Origin of the sequence: Enterococcus sp. E4-223, from assembly GCF_035727065.1 — a bacterium.
Lineage (GTDB): Bacteria > Bacillota > Bacilli > Lactobacillales > Enterococcaceae > Enterococcus_B > Enterococcus_B faecium.
This window is the reverse complement of record NZ_JAPMLH010000007.1, coordinates 1-18,458: the sequence shown is the minus strand read 5'-3', so window position 1 is coordinate 18,458 and position 18,458 is coordinate 1. Positions and strand designations below refer to the sequence as shown.

The window sequence follows — 18,458 nt, the reverse complement described above, 5'->3', positions numbered from 1 at the left end:
TTCAATGACTTAAGAATTTTCTATGCAGATAATTACGCTAGAATTCCTATTATTGATAAAAAGATTCCAATTACCATAATCGAAACGATGATTGCTACAGCATTTTTTGCATTTCTTTTTTTAAGTAAATAATAGACAAGCAACGTGATAAGCAATGGAAAGAAATTAGGCATGATACCATCTAACATTTCTTGGATCTTTATGGTAGATTCTCCAACCGTATATTCGATAGGAATATTAATTTTCACAGTACTTACGATAAGAGAACCAACTACCATCATTCCGACCACATTTCCCATAGTAGCCAACCATTTTAACATTTTATTGCCGTTTTCTCCTGTTAACAACGCCGATCCTTTTTCATACCCCATAAAAATTCCTTTATATTTTAAAGGCCAAATAGTCAAACTGAACAGAATGAAGAAAAGAATAGGACCGATTGGATTCCCTTCAATTGCTAGCCCTGAAGCAATACTCATGTATATAGGAACTACTGTCATTGCTAACAAGCTGTCACCTAAACCAGCAAAAGGCCCCATCAATCCAGTTTTCACAGCAAAAACAGACTCTTTTTGATCCTCTGGTGTTTGTTCCTCCATAGCCATTGTTATTCCTAAAATCGGACCGTATACATAGGGATTAGTATTGAAAAACTCTAAATGTCGCTTAATTGCAGCTACCCGTTCCTCCTTTGGTTTATCCCCATATATTTTTTTCAAAGTCGGTACTATTGAATAATATGCACCTAATGCTTGCATTCGTTCAAAGTTACTTGTAGCCATTAATAATTGAGAACGAAAGAATGCTTTTGTTAAATCTTGTTTTGTCATCTTTGATTGCTCATTTTCTATAATCATAAATCGTATACCTCCTCAATAGCTTCTGAATCATCATTTTTATTTGTGACAATTTCATTAGACGTTACACTAACATTTTGTGTTGAGTCCTCCCGATTTATCATTAGATCATATAGACCAGCTAAGCAAACTCCTATGATCGAGATAGCGATTGTTCCTAAATTCAAATATGCTGCAAATACAAAGCCAAGAAGCAAAAAAATCCACATATTTTTACCTAACATCATCATCAACAACATACCCATACCAACAGCTGGTATAATGCCTGCAGATACAGTTAGTCCGTCAAAAATTTGTTCCGGCACAAAATCCAAAACTGATTGTACTGCTGGTCCGCCAAAATATGCCGCTAAAAAGACAGGAACTGAACCAGCAATAAAACTTAATGGGATTCCTAAATAGTTATATCGTGCAACTTTGTCAAAATCCCCACTTTCCACTGCTTTCTCTGCTTTATGAAGAAAAACGATATTGACCGTATTCGTTAACATGATGATTTGCTGACACAACAATTCTGTTGGTACAGCTACTGCCAAACCAGTTGCTAAACCACCGCCTGTCATAATGGCAATTGCCACGCCAATTATCGCTCCTGTTGCTTCATTAGGTGGGATATATGCGCCGATTGCTGCATTTGCCAGCCACATCATTTGAAGTGTACCACTAATTACCAAACCTGTAGTGATGTCTCCCATTATCACTCCTGCAACTGATCCAGCTAAAATTGCTTTTGGCGTTCCAGTCCACAGCGTCCTTTCATCAACAGTACAAATCCCAGCCCACACTGCTAACAATATGCATTGTATTAACATTTATTATCCCTCTCCTTCTATCAATTCTGATATATGGATTTCTTTATCTGATGGAATCATTTGAACGGATACTTTGACACCTTTGTTGCTAATATTGACAAGTGCTTGTTTTTCTCTCTCATCTAAAGAAATAGCCCGTGTGTACCTTGTACGAGTAGAGGTAAATTTCATGCCGCCAAGATTTAAATAATTAAACTGGACCCCTCCATCTAACAACGTCTCTACATCTACAGGATTCGTTAATAATAATAAGGTTTTTCTTTTAATTGCAGTTTTTTGATAGATTTCTGCAAACTGTTCTACCCCGAATGTTTTTACAATGACATCTTGAGGTGCCATCATATCGAAAACTGATTTTTGAACAGGGTCATTTGTTATCGAATCATTAATAATCAAGATTTGTTCAATTCCTTTTTGTTTTACCCAAGTTGTGACGACTTGGCCATGTATTAGACGATCATCAATACGAATCAATTCAATTGCCATCTACAATCCCTCCGCTTTTTCGATTATTGGTTTTGATGTTTCTATCTGTTTCCAACTATAAGACATTAATTCATTCATTTTCTCCATCACGTACTCAGGTGCCTCTTCTCTAAAATTAGACAATTCAAGCAGAATCCCTAGATTGAATCCTGCAAAAGCATAGTAATCCTTTCTTTGGTATTTCATTAAAATCATCGCGGCTGCATTACTAGGTGTTCCTCCAAAAATGTCACATATAATAAGCAGTCCAGTAGTCGTATCAAGTTCTTCTATTTTCTCTTCAATTTTAATTACAAAATCAGCTAAGCTCATTCCTGGAAATAATGAAACCACACGTGCATTACTAAAATCACCTTGTATCATTTCTAAACTATTTAGTGCTTCTTTAGCAAAAAAACCATGACTTGCTAAAATAACTCCCATCTTCTTATTCATCAAATGCCTCCCTTCAATAAAAAACAAAGCAAAACTCGTGCCATTTTTTAACTTATTGAAATCTAGGCAATTCTAAAAAAAAAAAAATGCACATGTAATACGCATAATAAAAATATTGGACTATCACGTACGTAATGATACAGATAAATACACAAAAAACATCTTTTCTAACTAAGATTTAATAAAATTGGTATAAATAGTCGACTGCTATCTTCAAAAGCCATTCTCAGCTTTTTCCATAAGTATTTAAGTGTATTGATTTTTATATTAAAGCGCTTTATATTAGTGGGAGGAGGTGTTTTATGAAACGAATAGACAAGGTGCACCATTACTGCACCGCTTACACAGAAAGCCTTTCAAAAAAGATTTTATTAAATGATACAGATATTGGTATAACCGCAAAAGAAGTGTCTTTGGAATTAGATATTTTAAGAAATAATGCTTCTTCGGATCTAAACAAACTCATGAGGCAGGACAAATTATTAAAACTATCAGGAAAACCAACCAGATTTCTATGTAAAAAAATACTCTGTCAAAGACTAAACCTTCGTTATATAGGAGAGATAGAAATAAATTCCATACAAGAACTCATAAAAGATAACTACTCCTCTAAAAAAATTCATCCTTTTGATTCGTTGATCGGTGCAAATAAAAGTTTACAACCAGTTATTCAATTAGCAGAGGCAGCAATCAATTATCCTCCAAGAGGATTACATATGATGATTTTTGGAGAATCAGGGACTGGCAAAAGCTTGTTAGCTGAAAAAATATTTGATTATGGAAAACAAGAAAATATTTTCAACGAAAAAGCAAATTTTTCTGTTCTTAATTGCGCCGACTATGCAAGCAATCCGCAATTATTGCTAAGTCACTTATTTGGAAATGTCAAAGGAGCGTACACTGGAGCAGATGCCGATAGAGTAGGATTGATAGAAGCTGCTAATGGAGGAATTTTGTTTCTTGATGAAGTCCATCGCTTGCCTCCAGAAGGACAGGAGATGCTTTTTCAATTTATCGATAAAAATCAGTTCTATAAACTAGGTGATTCTGTCAATAAGCGCTACGCTTCAACATTGCTGATCACGGCAACTACAGAGCCTCCGAATTCAGCATTATTAGAAACATTTAAGCGTAGAATCCCTGTCATGATCCAACTTCCAAACTTTCAAGAAAGAAGCATTGCCGAAAGATTGGATCTCATATCATTCTTATATAACAAAGAAACAGAAAAAATTGGTTCTCAAATAATCGTACAGCCAGATGCGATTCAAGCATTGTTGGCTTATACCCCGCTCGGAAACATCGGTCAATTGAAAAGTGACATTCAATTATCTGTAGCTCGTGCTCTATTAGAAAAGAAAAAAAACAATTCAAAAGAAGTTCTGATTACGCAAGACTTCTTTCCACCTACAGTTTTATCATCCTTAATAAAAATAAATCTAGCTGACAAAAAAGAAATCGAAACGATTGTTGGCGTAAAGCCATTTGTTTTTGATACCACATTGGATGAAGACAGAAAAACAATCGCCAGCTATGATTTTGTAAATTTTTTTACTAAGAATTATTCCAATAGCCCCCGTTCAATTACACAAGCATTTAATGATTATTCACAAGAAATCGCTAAAGAGCGATTGCGAAATGATCATTTCACCTTTTTATTGAACGATGATATAAAAAGCATTGTCTTATTAATATCAGATATTTTATATAACACCTTAGGCATCATCCTAGATAAAAATGTCAGTACTGCTTTTGCTTTATATATTCACAGCCATACTCAACAAAACGATATATTTTTCAGCCAGATCAAAACAACAGAGAAGCTACCTGCTAATGTTATGCAAGTTACACGTAAAATCGTCAAGCAGTTAGAACAAAAAAAGAAGATCATTTTTTCTCAAAATGAAATCCATTCATTGAGTCTTATCGTTTCTTCCATAGTAGAAAATAAAACAAATAGTAAAAATGTCAGTATTCTTGTATGTGCCCACGGCGAGCGCGTCGCATCTGAAATTGCACATACTGTGAATAGTCTTCTTTCCAAAGAAATTATTGTCCCTGTTGACATGCCTTTACACAGTACACCAAAGCAAACTTATGATGCCATAAAAAAAACGATAGCTGACTTTGAATCGACAGAAATCATCATTTTTGCTGATATGGGATCTTTAGTAAATTTTGAATCTAATTTAAGAAAAGAAACCCAAAAAAGCATTTTTATCATTGAACGAATTGATACATTGATAATATTAGAAGCTGCTAAAAATACAGAATTTTTATCTATGGGACTACAATCTACTATCAATAATATTTTAGACATTGATAATCGTAGAAATACTTTACTTAATAATAAAATAGTTTCCAAATTCAATAAGAGAAAAAGCAAAATCATCTACACAGTTTGTCAAACTGGAGAAGGAACCGCCCGATTTTTAGAAGAAAACATTAAATCATTATTGAAAGAATTAAAAATATTTGATGTTGATGTTCAATCAATCAGCGGTCATAACGGAACTTCAATACGAGAAACCATGCTACGTTCTAAAGATATAGAAATCATAGCAATCGTCGGGACTGTAAATCCAAAAATCAGCTATGCTCCTTTTGTTTCTCTAGAAGAAATTGTTCTTCATGATGGGTTAGATAAGGTACTTTGTCATCTTACGACTGAAGAACAACAATCAAAAAAGGGCAGCAGCCACTCATTCACAAGAAATATCGTTTTTGATATGGGAATTGAAGCAGTGGACAAATACCTCTACTTATTAGCTGGGAATAAGATCCAAAAAAGCTTAATGGATTTTATCGAAGAATTGGAATGTACTTTCCACAAAAAATTCACTTATTCCATTCTTTTAAAACTTTTGATTCATACAGCGTGTCTAATTGAGCGTACATTGATAAACGGTCATGAACTTAAAATTATATCAGAAGATGACACAAGGCCTTCTCATGAACCAATTTTTCATGTAAAAAAGGCCTTCAAAAATATTGAAACAGAATTTGGGATCACTGTTTCTTATGATGAATGTTTCTTTATCTATGATATTATTGCATCTAAATAATCCTTCGGTTTATGTAAACGAGTATTTTTTAAACTTATTGTTTAAGAGTGATAATATTTCACCTTAACAATTAAAGGGAGACAATTAAAAGTTTGTCCCCCTTTTTGCTGACTATTTTCAATATTAGTTAAGAAGAACCATATCCTTCTCGTATCACAATTGAAGCTTATTTATTATAATTTTTTTCAATGGTATTTTTATTTATGATACGGAGCTGCGTATCATGAGTGAATGATATTAGGAAAACTTCATAAAATAAATCTTTTATACATTTCCACTTCTAGATGGTCATTCATGTTAGAAGAATCAAACTATTTTTTTACTGTCGTAATAATATTAAAACACTAGAACAAATCAATTAAATTCCATAAAATATAAATAATAGACCTAGCATCATCTGGTATAAAATGGATGCTAGGTCCGTTATATTTACTCAAAATTGATTCTACGAATAGATCTTCTTATCATTTCTATTTTAGTAGTCATGCGTTGTTGTTCTTCTAAAGGTGGTAATGGTATAAGTAGTTTAGATAAATTTGTACCATTTACATTTGGTTGCCCAGTTCCGTAAGAAATTTTTTCTAATAACTTCCAATATAATGGCGAGTCTAAGAAGCAGTCTACGTATTCTGATAATAATTTCTCAACTAACCTAATTCGAATCAAGTAAGAAGCAAAAACAGATTCCTCACTTATTTCCTTAACCAAGAAACTTTTTCCCATAGTTCCTCCTGTCCTTGCTATCAAAATGTCATTTTCTTCCAATCTTAAATCAACTAGTTTAGAATTACTAATATCACAGTAAGGCACACTGGACCAATTTACACGTCCCTCTTGTATATCTGTGATTCTCAAAAACTTAACATTGCCTTGTTTTTTCGCCGAATCTGTATAGCCATATTGAATCTTAGTAGAAATACTTCCTAAATAAACCCATAGTCGAACATCGCTAGATGATTTTTCTTGTCGTTCTTTATGAACAACAGTGATCATCTTGAGTTGTCCGACTATTTTTTAGTTGCAGCAATCTTTTTGGGACGCTTATTTGCATGAAGCAACGTTGCTAAGTCTAGTAATAAAACATTGGCTAACACAGGATTGGCTTTCTCGCGATACGCTGCGGCGCCACTTTCAAACAATACTGCTAGACGATCTTCTACAACAACGATTTGTTCCAAATACGGTGGAAATTTGATTCGTTTTAGGATCCGGCTAGGAGAGTCCCGCTCGGACACTAAGAGTTCCGAGGTATAAGGACCATAAGAACGACTGGCTAAGAGATAATGGCCATAAAAATCCACACCTTGAATCTTATCAGATGTTTTTCTGCTCATTGTCACGGTTGGTTGGATTTTGTCTTTGCGGCGAATTGCTGTTTTCATTTCAGCTATCGTCGGCAATAGATAGAAAGTCAACTGTCCTTCACCTTTTAGTGTGAAGTTGCCAGATACCAGTTGATCATTGTTTTGAGTCAAATACGATGCTTGTGGAATCTCTGAGAGATCAGTTGTCAGCCAATAAGAGATTGGCTGTCCCGTCTCTTCAGATGTATCTGCTAAGATATCGATCAAACGTAAAGCGGCTACTCGTCCAGTAGCAGATCCTGTGATTGTCAACCATAAAAGTTCCCGTTTTGTATCATATACTAAGCCCCCTACATGTGGCCGTTTAGGTAAAATCAGCAGTTTGATCGGCTGTCCTGTTTCTCTATCCAGTACATGAATAATAGAATGATGCTGATGGTCATAGCAGTAGGCAGAAATAAACACAAAATCTTGAGAAAAAGCCAACCCTTGCGGCGTCATCCATTGACAAACCTCATTTTCGCCGGTTTCCGGCACCACCATTCTTGTTTCTGTTAATCCAGGAATGTTATATTGTTTTGCTTCAGCCTTTTCCCAAGCTGCTTGAACAATAGGATACCGTTTTAACTTTTTTTCAATATCCTGATGTATCCGTTGCTGCTTCCAATGCTTAAACTTTAGGACATAGTAAACAAGGAGGCCAATGACCAGCAACACTAAAATCATTATTGCTACCCGCTGTGTCATTTTTTTGCCTCCTTGTTCTATTCGATCAATCGTCCATATACCGCTATTAATTACCGTAACTACATGTTTCTTTTACTAGCGTTTCTTTATAGGATCTTTCATAATCTCATTTATAGTAACATTAAGAATCCCTTATTCTACTATAGTCACTTCCACATCAATATTGCCTCTTGTTGCTTTAGAGTATGGGCAAAATGCGTGGGCTTCTTCTGCGATTTTCTCTGCTTGGTCCTTCTCAAGTCCTGGCAAAGAAACTTCTAAAACGACCCCGATTTGGTAGCCCCCATCTTCTAATTGAAATAAAGATACCCGTGCTTTGACTTCAGAATCAGACTCAAGATTATTTTCTTCCAGCATGTGTTGAACCGCGCCGTTGAAGCAAGATGCGTATCCAGCCGCAAAAAGTTGTTCCGGATTTGTCCCTTCACTATGGATTCCTGGGCGGTCGATCTTCATGTGCATACTTCCGTTTGGTGCCTCAACTTCGCCATCACGGCCTCCACGATTGATCATTGCTGTTTCGTACATTTTTTTCATTGAGATCATCCTTTCTTTCGTCGTTCTATATTAAGTGTAACGAGTATTTTTTAATCTGACAAAGGTAATGCTTGCATTCGGCGACATCAGTTAGACAACATCGATGATCAGTGATAGAAGCAGTTTATCTATACAAAAAAAGAAGGGTTCTATGATATTTGGTGTCCTTACTCGCCTTGAGTAACAACACCAAATATCATAGAACCACTTAATCAGCTTCACACTGCTTTTTCTACTTTCGTAGTTGAAAAAAACTTAAACAAATCATCGGCAAATAGTTAAAGAAAAAACTTAAGCGTTGAAAGAAGCCCAATTGCTTAAAGAAGGCAAACTGACTAATCGACGGAATCCGTGCTAATCCGTAAAGACCTGCAATTAGTAAACTAATAACTGTTAAAACAAGATAAAAATGGCTAAGCGTACCTTGACCACTTTGACGATAAAGCAGAACAAGTAACAATGGGAAAAGTAGAAAGCCTGCATAGCCTAGCCCAGAACCTATATTATGGATCCAAGTCGATAGATTCCAAGAGCTTTCATTCGTATTGATACTGAATAACCCAGTAAAAATACAATCACCTATCCCATATAAACCAACTGTTGCAACAGCAAGTATTGCAAGTGTTTTTGATGTTCCAATAAATAGGTGATACAACGCAGGCAACGAAAGAACAAAAAAAAGTCCAGATACAACTGACCAGACCAAGAAAGCACGTCTGACTGGACTATCTACGTCACCAAACACACTAATTACGGTAGTCATTTGATTCAGTTTGGGATAAAAAAGGCCAAGGATATACGGTGTCGATAAATCACTAATCACACCTAATAATAAAAAATAAAAACCATATTTTTGCAAAAAAATCATTTTCTTCCCCTACTTTTTAGTGATTATTCGATACATCCAACAATCAAATTTTTTCTCATTTTAACACATATTTTTATTCTAGTTGCCTTTTGAACAATCAATAACATAAAGGTGAGTTTCTTCTACATTTTAAAAAATCGAATGGCACTGAAGAGTTCAGTTGTCAGCATCAATCTCCTACTCAAAAAGGCAAAAAAACGTAAGTCAGATGTTGTTGACATCTCACTTACGCATCCATTGATTGAAAATTTCTTAGTAAAATCTACTAGCCTAAAAATTTGAAGACTTCTTCTCGATCATACAGTTTAAATACTTTCTCGCATAAAAATTGAGTAATTAGTGCCGCAAAAACAGGGATGACTAACCAACAAAGAACAACAAGAAAGCCATTTAGCCCTGCATCTAAAGAAGCCAACGGACCAACAAGTCCGACCACGCCGAAACCAGCAGAAGCAGGCGTACCTGAAATAGAAAATAGAGCGACAGGAATAGCTGTAATCACTGCACTAACTAAACAAGGAATAAGAATCACAGGTTTTCTAAATAGATTAGGCATCATCATCTTCATAGCGCCTAAAGCAATCGCAATTGTCACACCTGACTTATTAACCTTCCAAGAGTTCACTACTAAAACAAAAGTGGTTGCAGCTACGCCCATCGCAGCCGCACCAGCAGAAACACCATCTAGTTGGATTGCCATTCCGATTGCTACTGTTGAAATAGGAGAGATAATCAAAAAGGCAAAGGAACAACCAATCAAGATAGACATTAACAGCGGTTGTAAGGTAGTGAAGTTATTAATCAATGATCCAATTGCAGAAGTAATTGCTGTTACAAAAGGGAATAAATAAAAACCAAGTAAACCTGCACCTACACCTACAACAATCGGTGTTAACACAATCGACACTGACCCAAAACTATTTCCAATCAGTAAAATCAGCCCGACAGCAATCGATGCTGTCAGCATCGTATTAATAATATCGCCTGTACCAGCACCAACGTAAACACCCGTTTCACCCAAATCAGGTGTGAATTTGACTACACCAGAACCAACAAAAGAAGCTCCGGCTACAACCATCATTCTCATCGGATCAAATCCAAATTGTAAGGCAATCAAACCACCAATGATCAAAGGTGTTGCTAGTTGAAAAATAACTGCTAACTGTGCGATCGTTACCGCAAAGGGATACGCACTAAAATATTTTAAAATGGCACCTAATACTGCATTAGGAATCAATCCAATAATGATTCCTGTTGCTGTACCAGCGAGGACTTTATTCAGAAAAATTTTCGGTGATATTTTTTGTGAAGTTTCCATTCAATCTCTCCTTTATTTTACGTTCAAACTATCTTCTTTTGCATGGACAAGCTCAGTCAAGAAATCACAATAAGGCGTCGCAACACCATATTTCTTCCCTTTTCTAGAAATTGCGCCATTGATATAATCGATTTCTGTTAATCGATGGTTCTTAATCAAGTCTTGATACATTGAAGGATAATGTAACCCAATTGTTTCCGGGTCAAAACAAGATTCACAATGTGCAATGACTTCTGGGACATCTAGTTCAATCTTCTCTACTGCTGCTACTTTGGCAAACTCATTGACAATCGTCGCCACCATTTTATGAGCAGTCGATGTTTTTCCTAGCTCAGCCATATTAACGTCTAAGATTGTGCATAGTCCGTTCATTGTTCCGTTCACACATGCTTTGCGATAAATAGAATAGTGAATATTGTCAGAAAAATGAGCATTTAATCCTGATTCAGACAATTTGTCTGCTAATTTTTTTGCAGCTGCTTCTTTTCCATCACCTAAATTTTGTAATTCTACTGAACCACTTCCAAATAATTTGACCTGACCAGGACCTTCAAGACCTGCCGTCCACATGGTATTTCCAATATAGATATTTTCCATTGGTACAAATTTCTCAATAATATCTTCATGCCCGATACCATTTAATAGACATAAGACCTCTGTATCTTTTTTGATTAATGATTGGATATCCTGCAGCATTTTTTCCAGCTGCATCGCTTTGGTAAATAGAATAATCAGATCAACTTGATCTTCTTTTTCTACTTCGGATTGAAGAACGATTGGTAGTTTTGCTTCTACCTCTTTACCATTAAAATTTGCTTGTAATCCATGTTCTTTGATTTGTTGGACATGTTCTGCCCAGCCATCGATTAATAATACTTCATTCCCACTTTGGTGAAGCATTAACCCAAAGCGACTTCCCATTGCGCCAGCGCCTGCAATTGCTATTTTCATTGATTCTTCCTCCTTTTTCTTTCTATTATATTCATTTGAGAATCATTTCACAACCTTGTTTTGTTATTCTTCTCTTATTTATCATGTTTATATCCACCATTCAAGTTATTTTATCAGCAAATCAATAAAAACTGGAATAGAATCCCAATTTCATCGTAAGAGAAACTAGACTAGCAATAAGAAAATAGAAACATTCATAGAAAAAACCTCACTCCTCTGATTATAAAAGAGGGGGCATTAACCTCGTGTATACTAAAACCTTCCATTCATTCGATGGATGATTTTCTTTTTGTGAAAAAATATTCATTGTAGTACGATGTTGCGCAACACAGACGGATGGTATTGCTTATTATTTATTAAAATCGAACAATACACTTATTTAAAAACTTCTTTCCCAGATTTTCTTCCATTTTTACAGTTATAACTAGTATTATCATGAAAAATAGCCTTTTATTGTCTATGGGAATAATAATTTAAAATTGGTACTTTTTTATTAATTAGTTCATCGCCCAATAATCTCTCCAGTTTCTTAGCATCTCCTGACTCAACCGGAATTATCCAAGCCCAGTCCAAATAATTTTTTAAAATCTCATCATATTTTGCAAATATTTCATTGCCATATTCCGTCCTTAAAATTATATTTTCAGTGCCAGACAAGTGATTTGTATTGAGTTGATAAAAAAGATCTCCATCTAAAAAAATATCATTAGAAGAAGATTTCCCCACAGTAATGACCATTCCATCAGCTCTATGTGTTACATACAAATAATTGTATGACCTCATTTCACCTAATGAATCAATTATTTCTTGCCCTTTAGCTCTAATATATTGATCTCTATTACCTATCTCACTCTTATTTAACAAAAGTTTGGATAGGCTACAATTAACTAGACAGAAAAATTAAGGTGTGTAGACTAGAAGAAAATATACCAGGAGGAATTTTTATGTCTAAGAGAACACGAAGAACTTTTTCACAAGAATTCAAGCAACAAATCGTCAATCTTTACTTAGCTGGAAAGCCACGTGTAGAAATCATTCGAGAATATTAACTAACGGCTTCAGCATTTGACAAATGGGTAAAGCAATCTAAAACGAGTGGTTCATTCAAAGAAAAAGATAATCTTACGCCTGAACAAAAAGAATTGTTAGAACTACGTAAAAGAAACCAGCAATTAGAAATGGAAAATGATATTTTAAAGCAAGCAGCGCTGATATTCGGACGAAGAAACAAGTAATCGATGCGAATAAGCATCTTTACCCTATATCAGCGATGTGCAGAATATTAGGTCTATCACGTCAGTCCTATTATTATCAATCAAAACCAAAGAAAGACGAATCAGAACTTGAAGAAGTAGTCACTGAAGAATTTATCCGCAGCCGAAAGGCCTACGGCTCAAGAAAAATAAAAAAAGCCTTATCAAAACGAGGCATTCAGATCAGCCGACGAAAAATTAGTAGAATCATGAAAAATAGAGGATTAAAATCGAGCTATACTGTTGCTTATTTTAAAGTACATCATTCTACTTGCAATGAAGCCAAAACGACAAACGTATTGAATCGTAAATTCTTAAGAGACAACCCATTAGAAGCGATCGTAACAGACTTGACTTATGTACGAGTCGAGAAAAAATGGAATTATGTCTGTTTCATTTTGGATCTGTTCAATCGAGAAATTCTCGGCTATTCTTGTGGAGAACATAAAGATGCCGTTCTAGTAAAAAAACATTTAGCCGTATCAAACAACCTCTGACAGAGGTTGAGATTTTTCATACTGATCGTGGAAAAGAGTTTGATAACCAAGCTATTGATGAATTATTAACAACTTTTGACATCAATCGATCATTGAGTCATAAAGGCTGTCCTTTTGATAATGCCGTAGCTGAATCAACTTATAAGTCGTTGAAAGTAGAATTTGTCTATCAATACACATTTGAAACCTTACAACAATTGGATTTGGAGTTATTTGACTATGTCAATTGGTGGAACCACCTTCGGTTGCACGGTACACTTGGCTACGAGACACCGGTTGGTTACCGTAACCAGAGATTGGCGCAGCGAATCCTTGATAATGAGCTCGGATGTGCTAACGCTAGCGAGGCAGTCTAACTTTAATTGTTAGCTCCTGCCGAAGATCGTCACATCCGAGGAGGCTCATTGTCAAGGACAATCGGAATAGCATACGGAAAGAAGTTCTGCACCTTATAAAATTTGTCAAAAAAACTGTTGCCATTCCAATCGTTCATAGGGAAGTCCTCTTTTCTGTGAATGGGTGTGGTAACTTTATTCTACAGAAGGGACTTCCTTTTTTCTATTTACACAAAATATTTTATACACTCTCTATAGGTATTTGAATTTGTATTTTATATAATTTTTTTATTAGATAACATATTATTAACATACTAAAAAGCATTCCGTTGAAGGAATGCTTTTTATAACAACACAAACAATATGTTAGCTAACTAACGAATTTATTGACCTTTATTCAATATCATAGATTAGGTTTAACTATTTTTTATAAGTTTGTCATTACTCTGGTAGTTTTTTTCTTTGTCGCAAAAAACGTTACAAATAAGACCACCATAAATATTCCTGCAAATACAAAAAATGGAGCAGTTAAGTTTGTACTTCTAGTTAGCAATTGTGCTAATTGCATAGAAATAGGAGCTATAAAATTGCCAATATTACAGCCAATAAAAATCAATGAAGTAGCAAAATTAATTGTATCCTTTGTAGTTACTTTATCTAAGTTACTAAAGATAAATGGGAAACACCACGATCCTGTTATACTTGATAAAAATAAACCTGTTAGCAGGAACGCCATATTACCATTTGACGTAGCAATTAACAAATTTGAAATTATAAAGAATATAATTCCCAAGTATAGGGTTCCTTTTCCTATCCACTTATTTATTGGTCCAAACATAAATCCTGCTAGTATTCCTAAGATAGGCATTAGAGCTAAATAGTTACTAGCATTAAAGTTTACCCCTTTAATTTCAGTTGCAATCGATGCAAATCGGACAGAAATAGCAATGCTATTCATTACGAGTAAGATTGCAAATAGGACTAGAGCAAAAACCATTGGATTCATCTTTTCATTTATATGATTTTCAGGTATGTCGCTATTTTCATCTCTAATTTCAGGAACTTTTAGCGCGAATAAGAGAGCTACAGGAAACGCAATTGCATAGACTAAAAACGAAGCCGTCCAATTAATGTTCACTAAAACTCCAGCAAGAAAAATAAGAATTGTCTGACCTAAAGCTTCCATTGAATTTCTAATACCTAATAGTGTTGCTCTAGTATTGCCAGAATATAAAGAACTGATATATGTCACAGCCAATGAATTATATAATCCTAAACCGGCTCCTAATATTACTCGACTAATAAGAACGGTTTGGAAGGTAGCTGTAAATACTGGGATAATTCCTCCTATACCAGCTAATAATAAACCTAAAATTATTGTATTTTTCATTCCTATTCTTTTGGCAAAGTAACTAGATAATAAGATAAACACAATAACAGTTATACTTGGTGCAGTTCCTAAAAGTTCACTTTGACTTTGTGATATCCCCAAAGACTGTTTCATTTGTGGAATAACACCATTAATTGCTTGAGAGCTTGTTAACATTAGTGAAATACTTAAGATTGCTCCTTTTTGAAGTAAGCTTTTTTGGTTATTCATCTCTACTTTTCCTCCTGTGTTATAACCCAAATTTTAGAATCAAAATCAAATGTTTCTGGGCGTCGATTCTGATCATTTATTTGTCCACTAGATGCATCTGAACAGACTAGTCCTGCTCTCATCAATTCCGTTCCAGATCGTAAATTATTTTGTCCCACATTGTAAAATCTATCACTATCTAACCCTCTCAATTTCAGTCGGCGATAAGGAGCGTTTACCTCATTCAATGTTTTATAATGGGCTACAATAGCAATCTTCTTATCATGACTAACAACCATCCATGCGGTTTGATTATCATCATCGAAAGGAGATAATAATCTATAGAAAGTACCATTATGAATTATGGTTCTATATTTTTTATAAAAGCTAATTTGTTCTTTGACAATACTCAAATCATCTTCGCTTAGTTCATTTAAGTCAAGCTCATATCCAAATGCACCAAAAAAAGCTACATTTCCTCTAGTCTTTATAGGTGTTACACGATTTGTTTGATGATTTGGAACGATTGACACATGAGCGCCAATAGATGAAACAGGATAAAGCATGCTGGTTCCGTATTGAATTTTTAACCTTTCAACTGCATCTGAATCATCACTCGCCCAGGCTTGAGGAGCATAGTACAGCATTCCTGGATCAAAGCGTCCACCACCTGAAGAACAAGACTCAAATAATATGTTAGGATATTTTGTAATGAGTTTTTCATATAAGCGATATACACCTAGTACATATCGGTGAAATACTTCTCCTTGTTGGTTTGCTGACAAGTGACTATCAAATACATCAGTTAATGGACGATTCATATCCCATTTAATGTAATCTAAGTTAGATTCATCAATAATCTCACACATTTGATCAAAAATATTTTCAACAACCTCATCTAACCCAAAATTTAATACATATTGGTTCCTACCATGATTAGGTTTTCGATTAGGTGTAGAAATAATCCAATTCGGATGTGTGCGATATAACTCACTATCCTTATTCACCATTTCAGGTTCAAACCATAAACCAAATTTCATACCAAAACTACGAATTTTTTCTGAAAGGCTGCCGATTCCTCTAGGTAGTCTTTTAGGATTTACATGCCAATCTCCTAATCCTGCACAATCGTTTTCTCTTTCTCCAAACCAGCCATCATCTAATACAAATAATTCAATACCAACATCAAATGCTTTTTTAGCAATATTTACCAACTTTTCTTCGTCAAAATCAAAATATGTTGCTTCCCAATTATTAATTAAGACAGGACGGTCTTTTTCTCGCCACTTACCACGAGCTAAGCGTTTTCTAAATAGTTGATGAAAAGTTTGACTCATGGCATTTAAACCCTTACTTGAATAAACCAGAATCGCTTCTGGTGCTGTAAATATTTCTCCTGGATTGAGTTTCCAATTAAATCCAAATGGATTGATGCCAACTTGTAGTCTAGTAACATCCCATGTATCTACTTCTGCTTGAATTAAGAAGTTTCCTGAGTAAACTAGTGCTGCACCAATAGCTTCTCCTTGATTTTCATCAGTATTTTTTCTTTTTAAAGTAACAAATGGGTTATGCTGATGGCTTGAAATACCTCGAGTAGATTCAATTGATTGAATTCCTTGTTGTAAAGTACGCGACTTAATAGTTCTTTCTCTTCCCCAAGCACCAGATAATTGTTGCCATTCATAATTTGCATCGGGTAAATCCAATGATAAACTGCTAATATTCTCGATTATTTGAATATCTTTTCCTTTATTCATAACTCGCGCGCTACGAGTAATAACAGGATAATCTCTATAAATTGTATATAATAATTCTACTTGAACATTTGTAACTGAATCTAAAACATAAACTTTCAATGTTTTGCTTTCATCATTATTATCAACATAGGTAGCAGGTAAACCTTCTAATTTTGGTTTTCCTTCTTCTACTTCGTATCCTTGATATATAAAATCTGTTAGACGAGAGCCATTTTTCTGTAGTAGTGAAATGGCAGGATGTCTAAAATCTGTTGTACCATATTCAGGAAACTCTTGTTTCAAGTGCTCTAGGGAGTATAATAAATCGTTTTCCTTTCTATAAGTAGTCATAGGTCGATGGTGCATTTCAATTAGATGGCTATAATCGCTATCTGGCAAGTTTTCTCCATAATATAAATGCAATAATTTACCATCTTCCGATATCTTAAAAATGTAACTTATCTCCTGATTAAACAAATGAAATTGTTGGTTTTCTGATCGATAAATAATATTCATTTCATTATCCTTATACATAAGCTCTCCTCCGTTTCTTTATTGCATTATAAAAAACGCTCACATAAATAGTAAGCGTTTAACGTAACGAATATTTATCAAAATCAAATGTTTAGTTTATTCACCATTAATGATTCCTAGACCTAATCTACGTTTTCGATATACTCCCGGTGAAACACCATTTGCTTTCTTAAAGGCTTTAGAAAAAGATTGTACTGTTGAGAATCCTATCTTGTCACTGATTTGCTGGATTGAATATTCAGTTGATGATAACAGATCGTTTGCAATAGAAATTTTGATTTCACTAATATACTCTTTTATTGATATTCCCATATCATTCTTAAACAATCGTGATAAATAATTTTCGTGTATCGATAGACTGACAGCAATATCTTTAACAGATAATTTTTGATACGCATTTTCGCGGATTATTTTAATTGTTTGACGAACAAAAGGATTCATCTTTTTAGTAATTATCCCTTCATTCAGATAACTAGCTGAACTTAAGAGGAGTTCTAAAAATTTATAAACTTGTTTTTGTCTGGACAATTCACTAACTAGATTGTCCTGATCATACGATAAGGTTTCAAAAATTAATCCTTTAAATGAATTTAAATTTTCGACTTTAAAAGCAAGATGTTCCTTTCCAACACCGATTTCTTTTAGATAGTATTCTACAAGTTCTCCACTTAATCCCAACCATACATACGACCAAGGATTTTTTTCATCTGCTTGATAGAAAGTAGATACTCCTGGTGGAATCACAAAACCTTGTCCTTTTTTCAGATAGTATTTTTGTTCATTAATTGAATAATAACCTTCACCTTCTAAGACTATGTGTATTAAGTACTGTTCTCGAATAGCTGGTCCAAAACTATGTCTAGGTTCTGTTTTTGAGTATCCACAAAAATTAAAGTAACAATCTCTCAAATGGGTATTAGGCTCTTTCACTAAATATAGAGAATTTTCCATATTAGTCCTCCTAAGTTAGATTTGGATAATTTTTGTTTCATCATGTTTATATTATTACATAATATCACCCGTGGTGCTAGTTAATTTTAATATCCTAAAGAATATCTCAAAGTTCCTTCAAAACGTCGTTGTGCTCGACTTAATAGAACACTGTAAGCCAGTAATATGCTTTCAAATCTACTCTCTAGCC

Annotated in this window: 14 protein-coding genes and 3 pseudogenes; 2 read left to right on the top strand and 15 right to left on the bottom strand. The window is 34.5% G+C overall.

Annotated elements, in window-relative coordinates; genetic code table 11:
* Positions 1-32: 32 nt before the first annotated feature.
* Genes OS139_RS10105 through OS139_RS10090 form a run of 4 tightly spaced genes read right to left on the bottom strand, consistent with a single transcriptional unit; the run spans position 33 to position 2,590 of the window.
* On the bottom strand, positions 33-857 hold the full coding sequence (locus tag OS139_RS10105; protein ID WP_325066903.1) for a PTS system mannose/fructose/sorbose family transporter subunit IID: 825 nt from the start codon (positions 855-857) through the stop codon (positions 33-35).
* Positions 854-1,669: a PTS mannose/fructose/sorbose/N-acetylgalactosamine transporter subunit IIC gene (locus OS139_RS10100; RefSeq protein ID WP_325066902.1), complete on the bottom strand. Its 816-nt coding sequence runs from the start codon at positions 1,667-1,669 to the stop codon at positions 854-856. The genes OS139_RS10105 and OS139_RS10100 overlap by 4 nt, the downstream gene beginning before the upstream one ends.
* 3 nt (positions 1,670-1,672) lie before the next feature.
* A complete protein-coding gene (locus OS139_RS10095; RefSeq protein ID WP_002307832.1) occupies positions 1,673-2,155 on the bottom strand; it encodes a PTS system mannose/fructose/N-acetylgalactosamine-transporter subunit IIB in 483 nt (160 codons plus the stop codon).
* Entirely contained in the window at positions 2,156-2,590 is a 435-nt protein-coding gene (locus OS139_RS10090) for a PTS sugar transporter subunit IIA (protein ID WP_016627774.1), read from the bottom strand. It lies immediately after the preceding gene.
* Positions 2,591-2,892: 302 nt separating this feature from the next.
* Between OS139_RS10090 and OS139_RS10085 the strand changes: the two genes are divergently transcribed.
* Positions 2,893-5,655, top strand: coding sequence for a sigma 54-interacting transcriptional regulator (locus tag OS139_RS10085; RefSeq protein ID WP_325066900.1), 2,763 nt, complete (start codon positions 2,893-2,895; stop codon positions 5,653-5,655).
* Between the two features lie 429 nt (positions 5,656-6,084).
* Here the strand turns inward: OS139_RS10085 and OS139_RS10080 are convergent, their stop codons facing one another.
* The 7 genes and pseudogenes from OS139_RS10080 to OS139_RS10050 all read right to left on the bottom strand — a co-directional run.
* On the bottom strand, positions 6,085-6,648 hold the full coding sequence (locus tag OS139_RS10080; RefSeq protein ID WP_002294754.1) for a restriction endonuclease subunit S: 564 nt from the start codon (positions 6,646-6,648) through the stop codon (positions 6,085-6,087).
* Positions 6,649-6,662: 14 nt separating this feature from the next.
* On the bottom strand, positions 6,663-7,706 hold the full coding sequence (locus OS139_RS10075; protein ID WP_002331973.1) for a hypothetical protein: 1,044 nt from the start codon (positions 7,704-7,706) through the stop codon (positions 6,663-6,665).
* Positions 7,707-7,838: 132 nt separating this feature from the next.
* On the bottom strand, positions 7,839-8,243 hold the full coding sequence (locus OS139_RS10070; RefSeq protein WP_002292291.1) for an organic hydroperoxide resistance protein: 405 nt from the start codon (positions 8,241-8,243) through the stop codon (positions 7,839-7,841).
* 232 nt (positions 8,244-8,475) lie between these two features.
* Complete coding sequence (locus OS139_RS10065; protein WP_002296392.1) at positions 8,476-9,111, bottom strand: DUF998 domain-containing protein; 636 nt, start codon at positions 9,109-9,111, stop codon at positions 8,476-8,478.
* 265 nt (positions 9,112-9,376) lie between these two features.
* Complete coding sequence (locus OS139_RS10060; protein WP_002291912.1) at positions 9,377-10,429, bottom strand: PTS sugar transporter subunit IIC; 1,053 nt, start codon at positions 10,427-10,429, stop codon at positions 9,377-9,379.
* Positions 10,430-10,441: 12 nt separating this feature from the next.
* Positions 10,442-11,380 carry a 2-dehydropantoate 2-reductase gene (locus OS139_RS10055; RefSeq protein ID WP_002291914.1) on the bottom strand — a complete coding sequence of 313 codons (939 nt, stop codon included), beginning with the start codon at positions 11,378-11,380 and terminating at the stop codon, positions 10,442-10,444.
* A 450-nt stretch (positions 11,381-11,830) separates the two neighbouring features.
* Positions 11,831-12,253: pseudogene (locus OS139_RS10050) on the bottom strand (hypothetical protein); the annotation flags it as partial.
* A gap of 71 nt (positions 12,254-12,324) precedes the next feature.
* On the opposite strand from OS139_RS10050, the pseudogene OS139_RS10045 reads away from it, so the two are divergent.
* A pseudogene (locus OS139_RS10045) lies at positions 12,325-13,486 on the top strand (IS3 family transposase).
* A gap of 406 nt (positions 13,487-13,892) precedes the next feature.
* Here the strand turns inward: OS139_RS10045 and OS139_RS10040 are convergent.
* From OS139_RS10040 to OS139_RS10025, 4 genes and pseudogenes are all read right to left on the bottom strand, one after another.
* A complete protein-coding gene (locus tag OS139_RS10040) occupies positions 13,893-15,065 on the bottom strand; it encodes an MFS transporter (protein WP_002331977.1) in 1,173 nt (390 codons plus the stop codon).
* A gap of 2 nt (positions 15,066-15,067) precedes the next feature.
* Positions 15,068-17,317 carry an alpha-galactosidase gene (locus tag OS139_RS10035; RefSeq protein ID WP_002331978.1) on the bottom strand — a complete coding sequence of 750 codons (2,250 nt, stop codon included), beginning with the start codon at positions 17,315-17,317 and terminating at the stop codon, positions 15,068-15,070.
* A gap of 96 nt (positions 17,318-17,413) precedes the next feature.
* Entirely contained in the window at positions 17,414-18,268 is an 855-nt protein-coding gene (locus tag OS139_RS10030; protein WP_002331979.1) for an AraC family transcriptional regulator, read from the bottom strand.
* 86 nt (positions 18,269-18,354) lie between these two features.
* Positions 18,355-18,458: pseudogene (locus tag OS139_RS10025) on the bottom strand (IS982 family transposase); the annotation flags it as partial.

Excerpts from the sequence above, each read along its gene's own strand:
- OS139_RS10065 (WP_002296392.1), bottom strand. The coding sequence starts at position 9,111 with ATGATTTTTTTGCAAAAATATGGTTTTTATTTTTTATTATTAGGTGTG.
- OS139_RS10055 (WP_002291914.1), bottom strand. The coding sequence starts at position 11,380 with ATGAAAATAGCAATTGCAGGCGCTGGCGCAATGGGAAGTCGCTTTGGG.
- OS139_RS10060 (WP_002291912.1), bottom strand. The coding sequence starts at position 10,429 with ATGGAAACTTCACAAAAAATATCACCGAAAATTTTTCTGAATAAAGTC.
- OS139_RS10030 (WP_002331979.1), bottom strand. The coding sequence starts at position 18,268 with ATGGAAAATTCTCTATATTTAGTGAAAGAGCCTAATACCCATTTGAGA.
- OS139_RS10100 (WP_325066902.1), bottom strand. The coding sequence starts at position 1,669 with ATGTTAATACAATGCATATTGTTAGCAGTGTGGGCTGGGATTTGTACT.
- OS139_RS10075 (WP_002331973.1), bottom strand. The coding sequence starts at position 7,706 with ATGACACAGCGGGTAGCAATAATGATTTTAGTGTTGCTGGTCATTGGC.
- OS139_RS10105 (WP_325066903.1), bottom strand. The coding sequence starts at position 857 with ATGATTATAGAAAATGAGCAATCAAAGATGACAAAACAAGATTTAACA.
- OS139_RS10090 (WP_016627774.1), bottom strand. The coding sequence starts at position 2,590 with ATGAATAAGAAGATGGGAGTTATTTTAGCAAGTCATGGTTTTTTTGCT.
- OS139_RS10085 (WP_325066900.1), top strand. The coding sequence starts at position 2,893 with ATGAAACGAATAGACAAGGTGCACCATTACTGCACCGCTTACACAGAA.
- OS139_RS10080 (WP_002294754.1), bottom strand. The coding sequence starts at position 6,648 with ATGATCACTGTTGTTCATAAAGAACGACAAGAAAAATCATCTAGCGAT.
- OS139_RS10070 (WP_002292291.1), bottom strand. The coding sequence starts at position 8,243 with ATGAAAAAAATGTACGAAACAGCAATGATCAATCGTGGAGGCCGTGAT.
- OS139_RS10095 (WP_002307832.1), bottom strand. The coding sequence starts at position 2,155 with ATGGCAATTGAATTGATTCGTATTGATGATCGTCTAATACATGGCCAA.
- OS139_RS10040 (WP_002331977.1), bottom strand. The coding sequence starts at position 15,065 with ATGAATAACCAAAAAAGCTTACTTCAAAAAGGAGCAATCTTAAGTATT.
- OS139_RS10035 (WP_002331978.1), bottom strand. The coding sequence starts at position 17,317 with ATGTATAAGGATAATGAAATGAATATTATTTATCGATCAGAAAACCAA.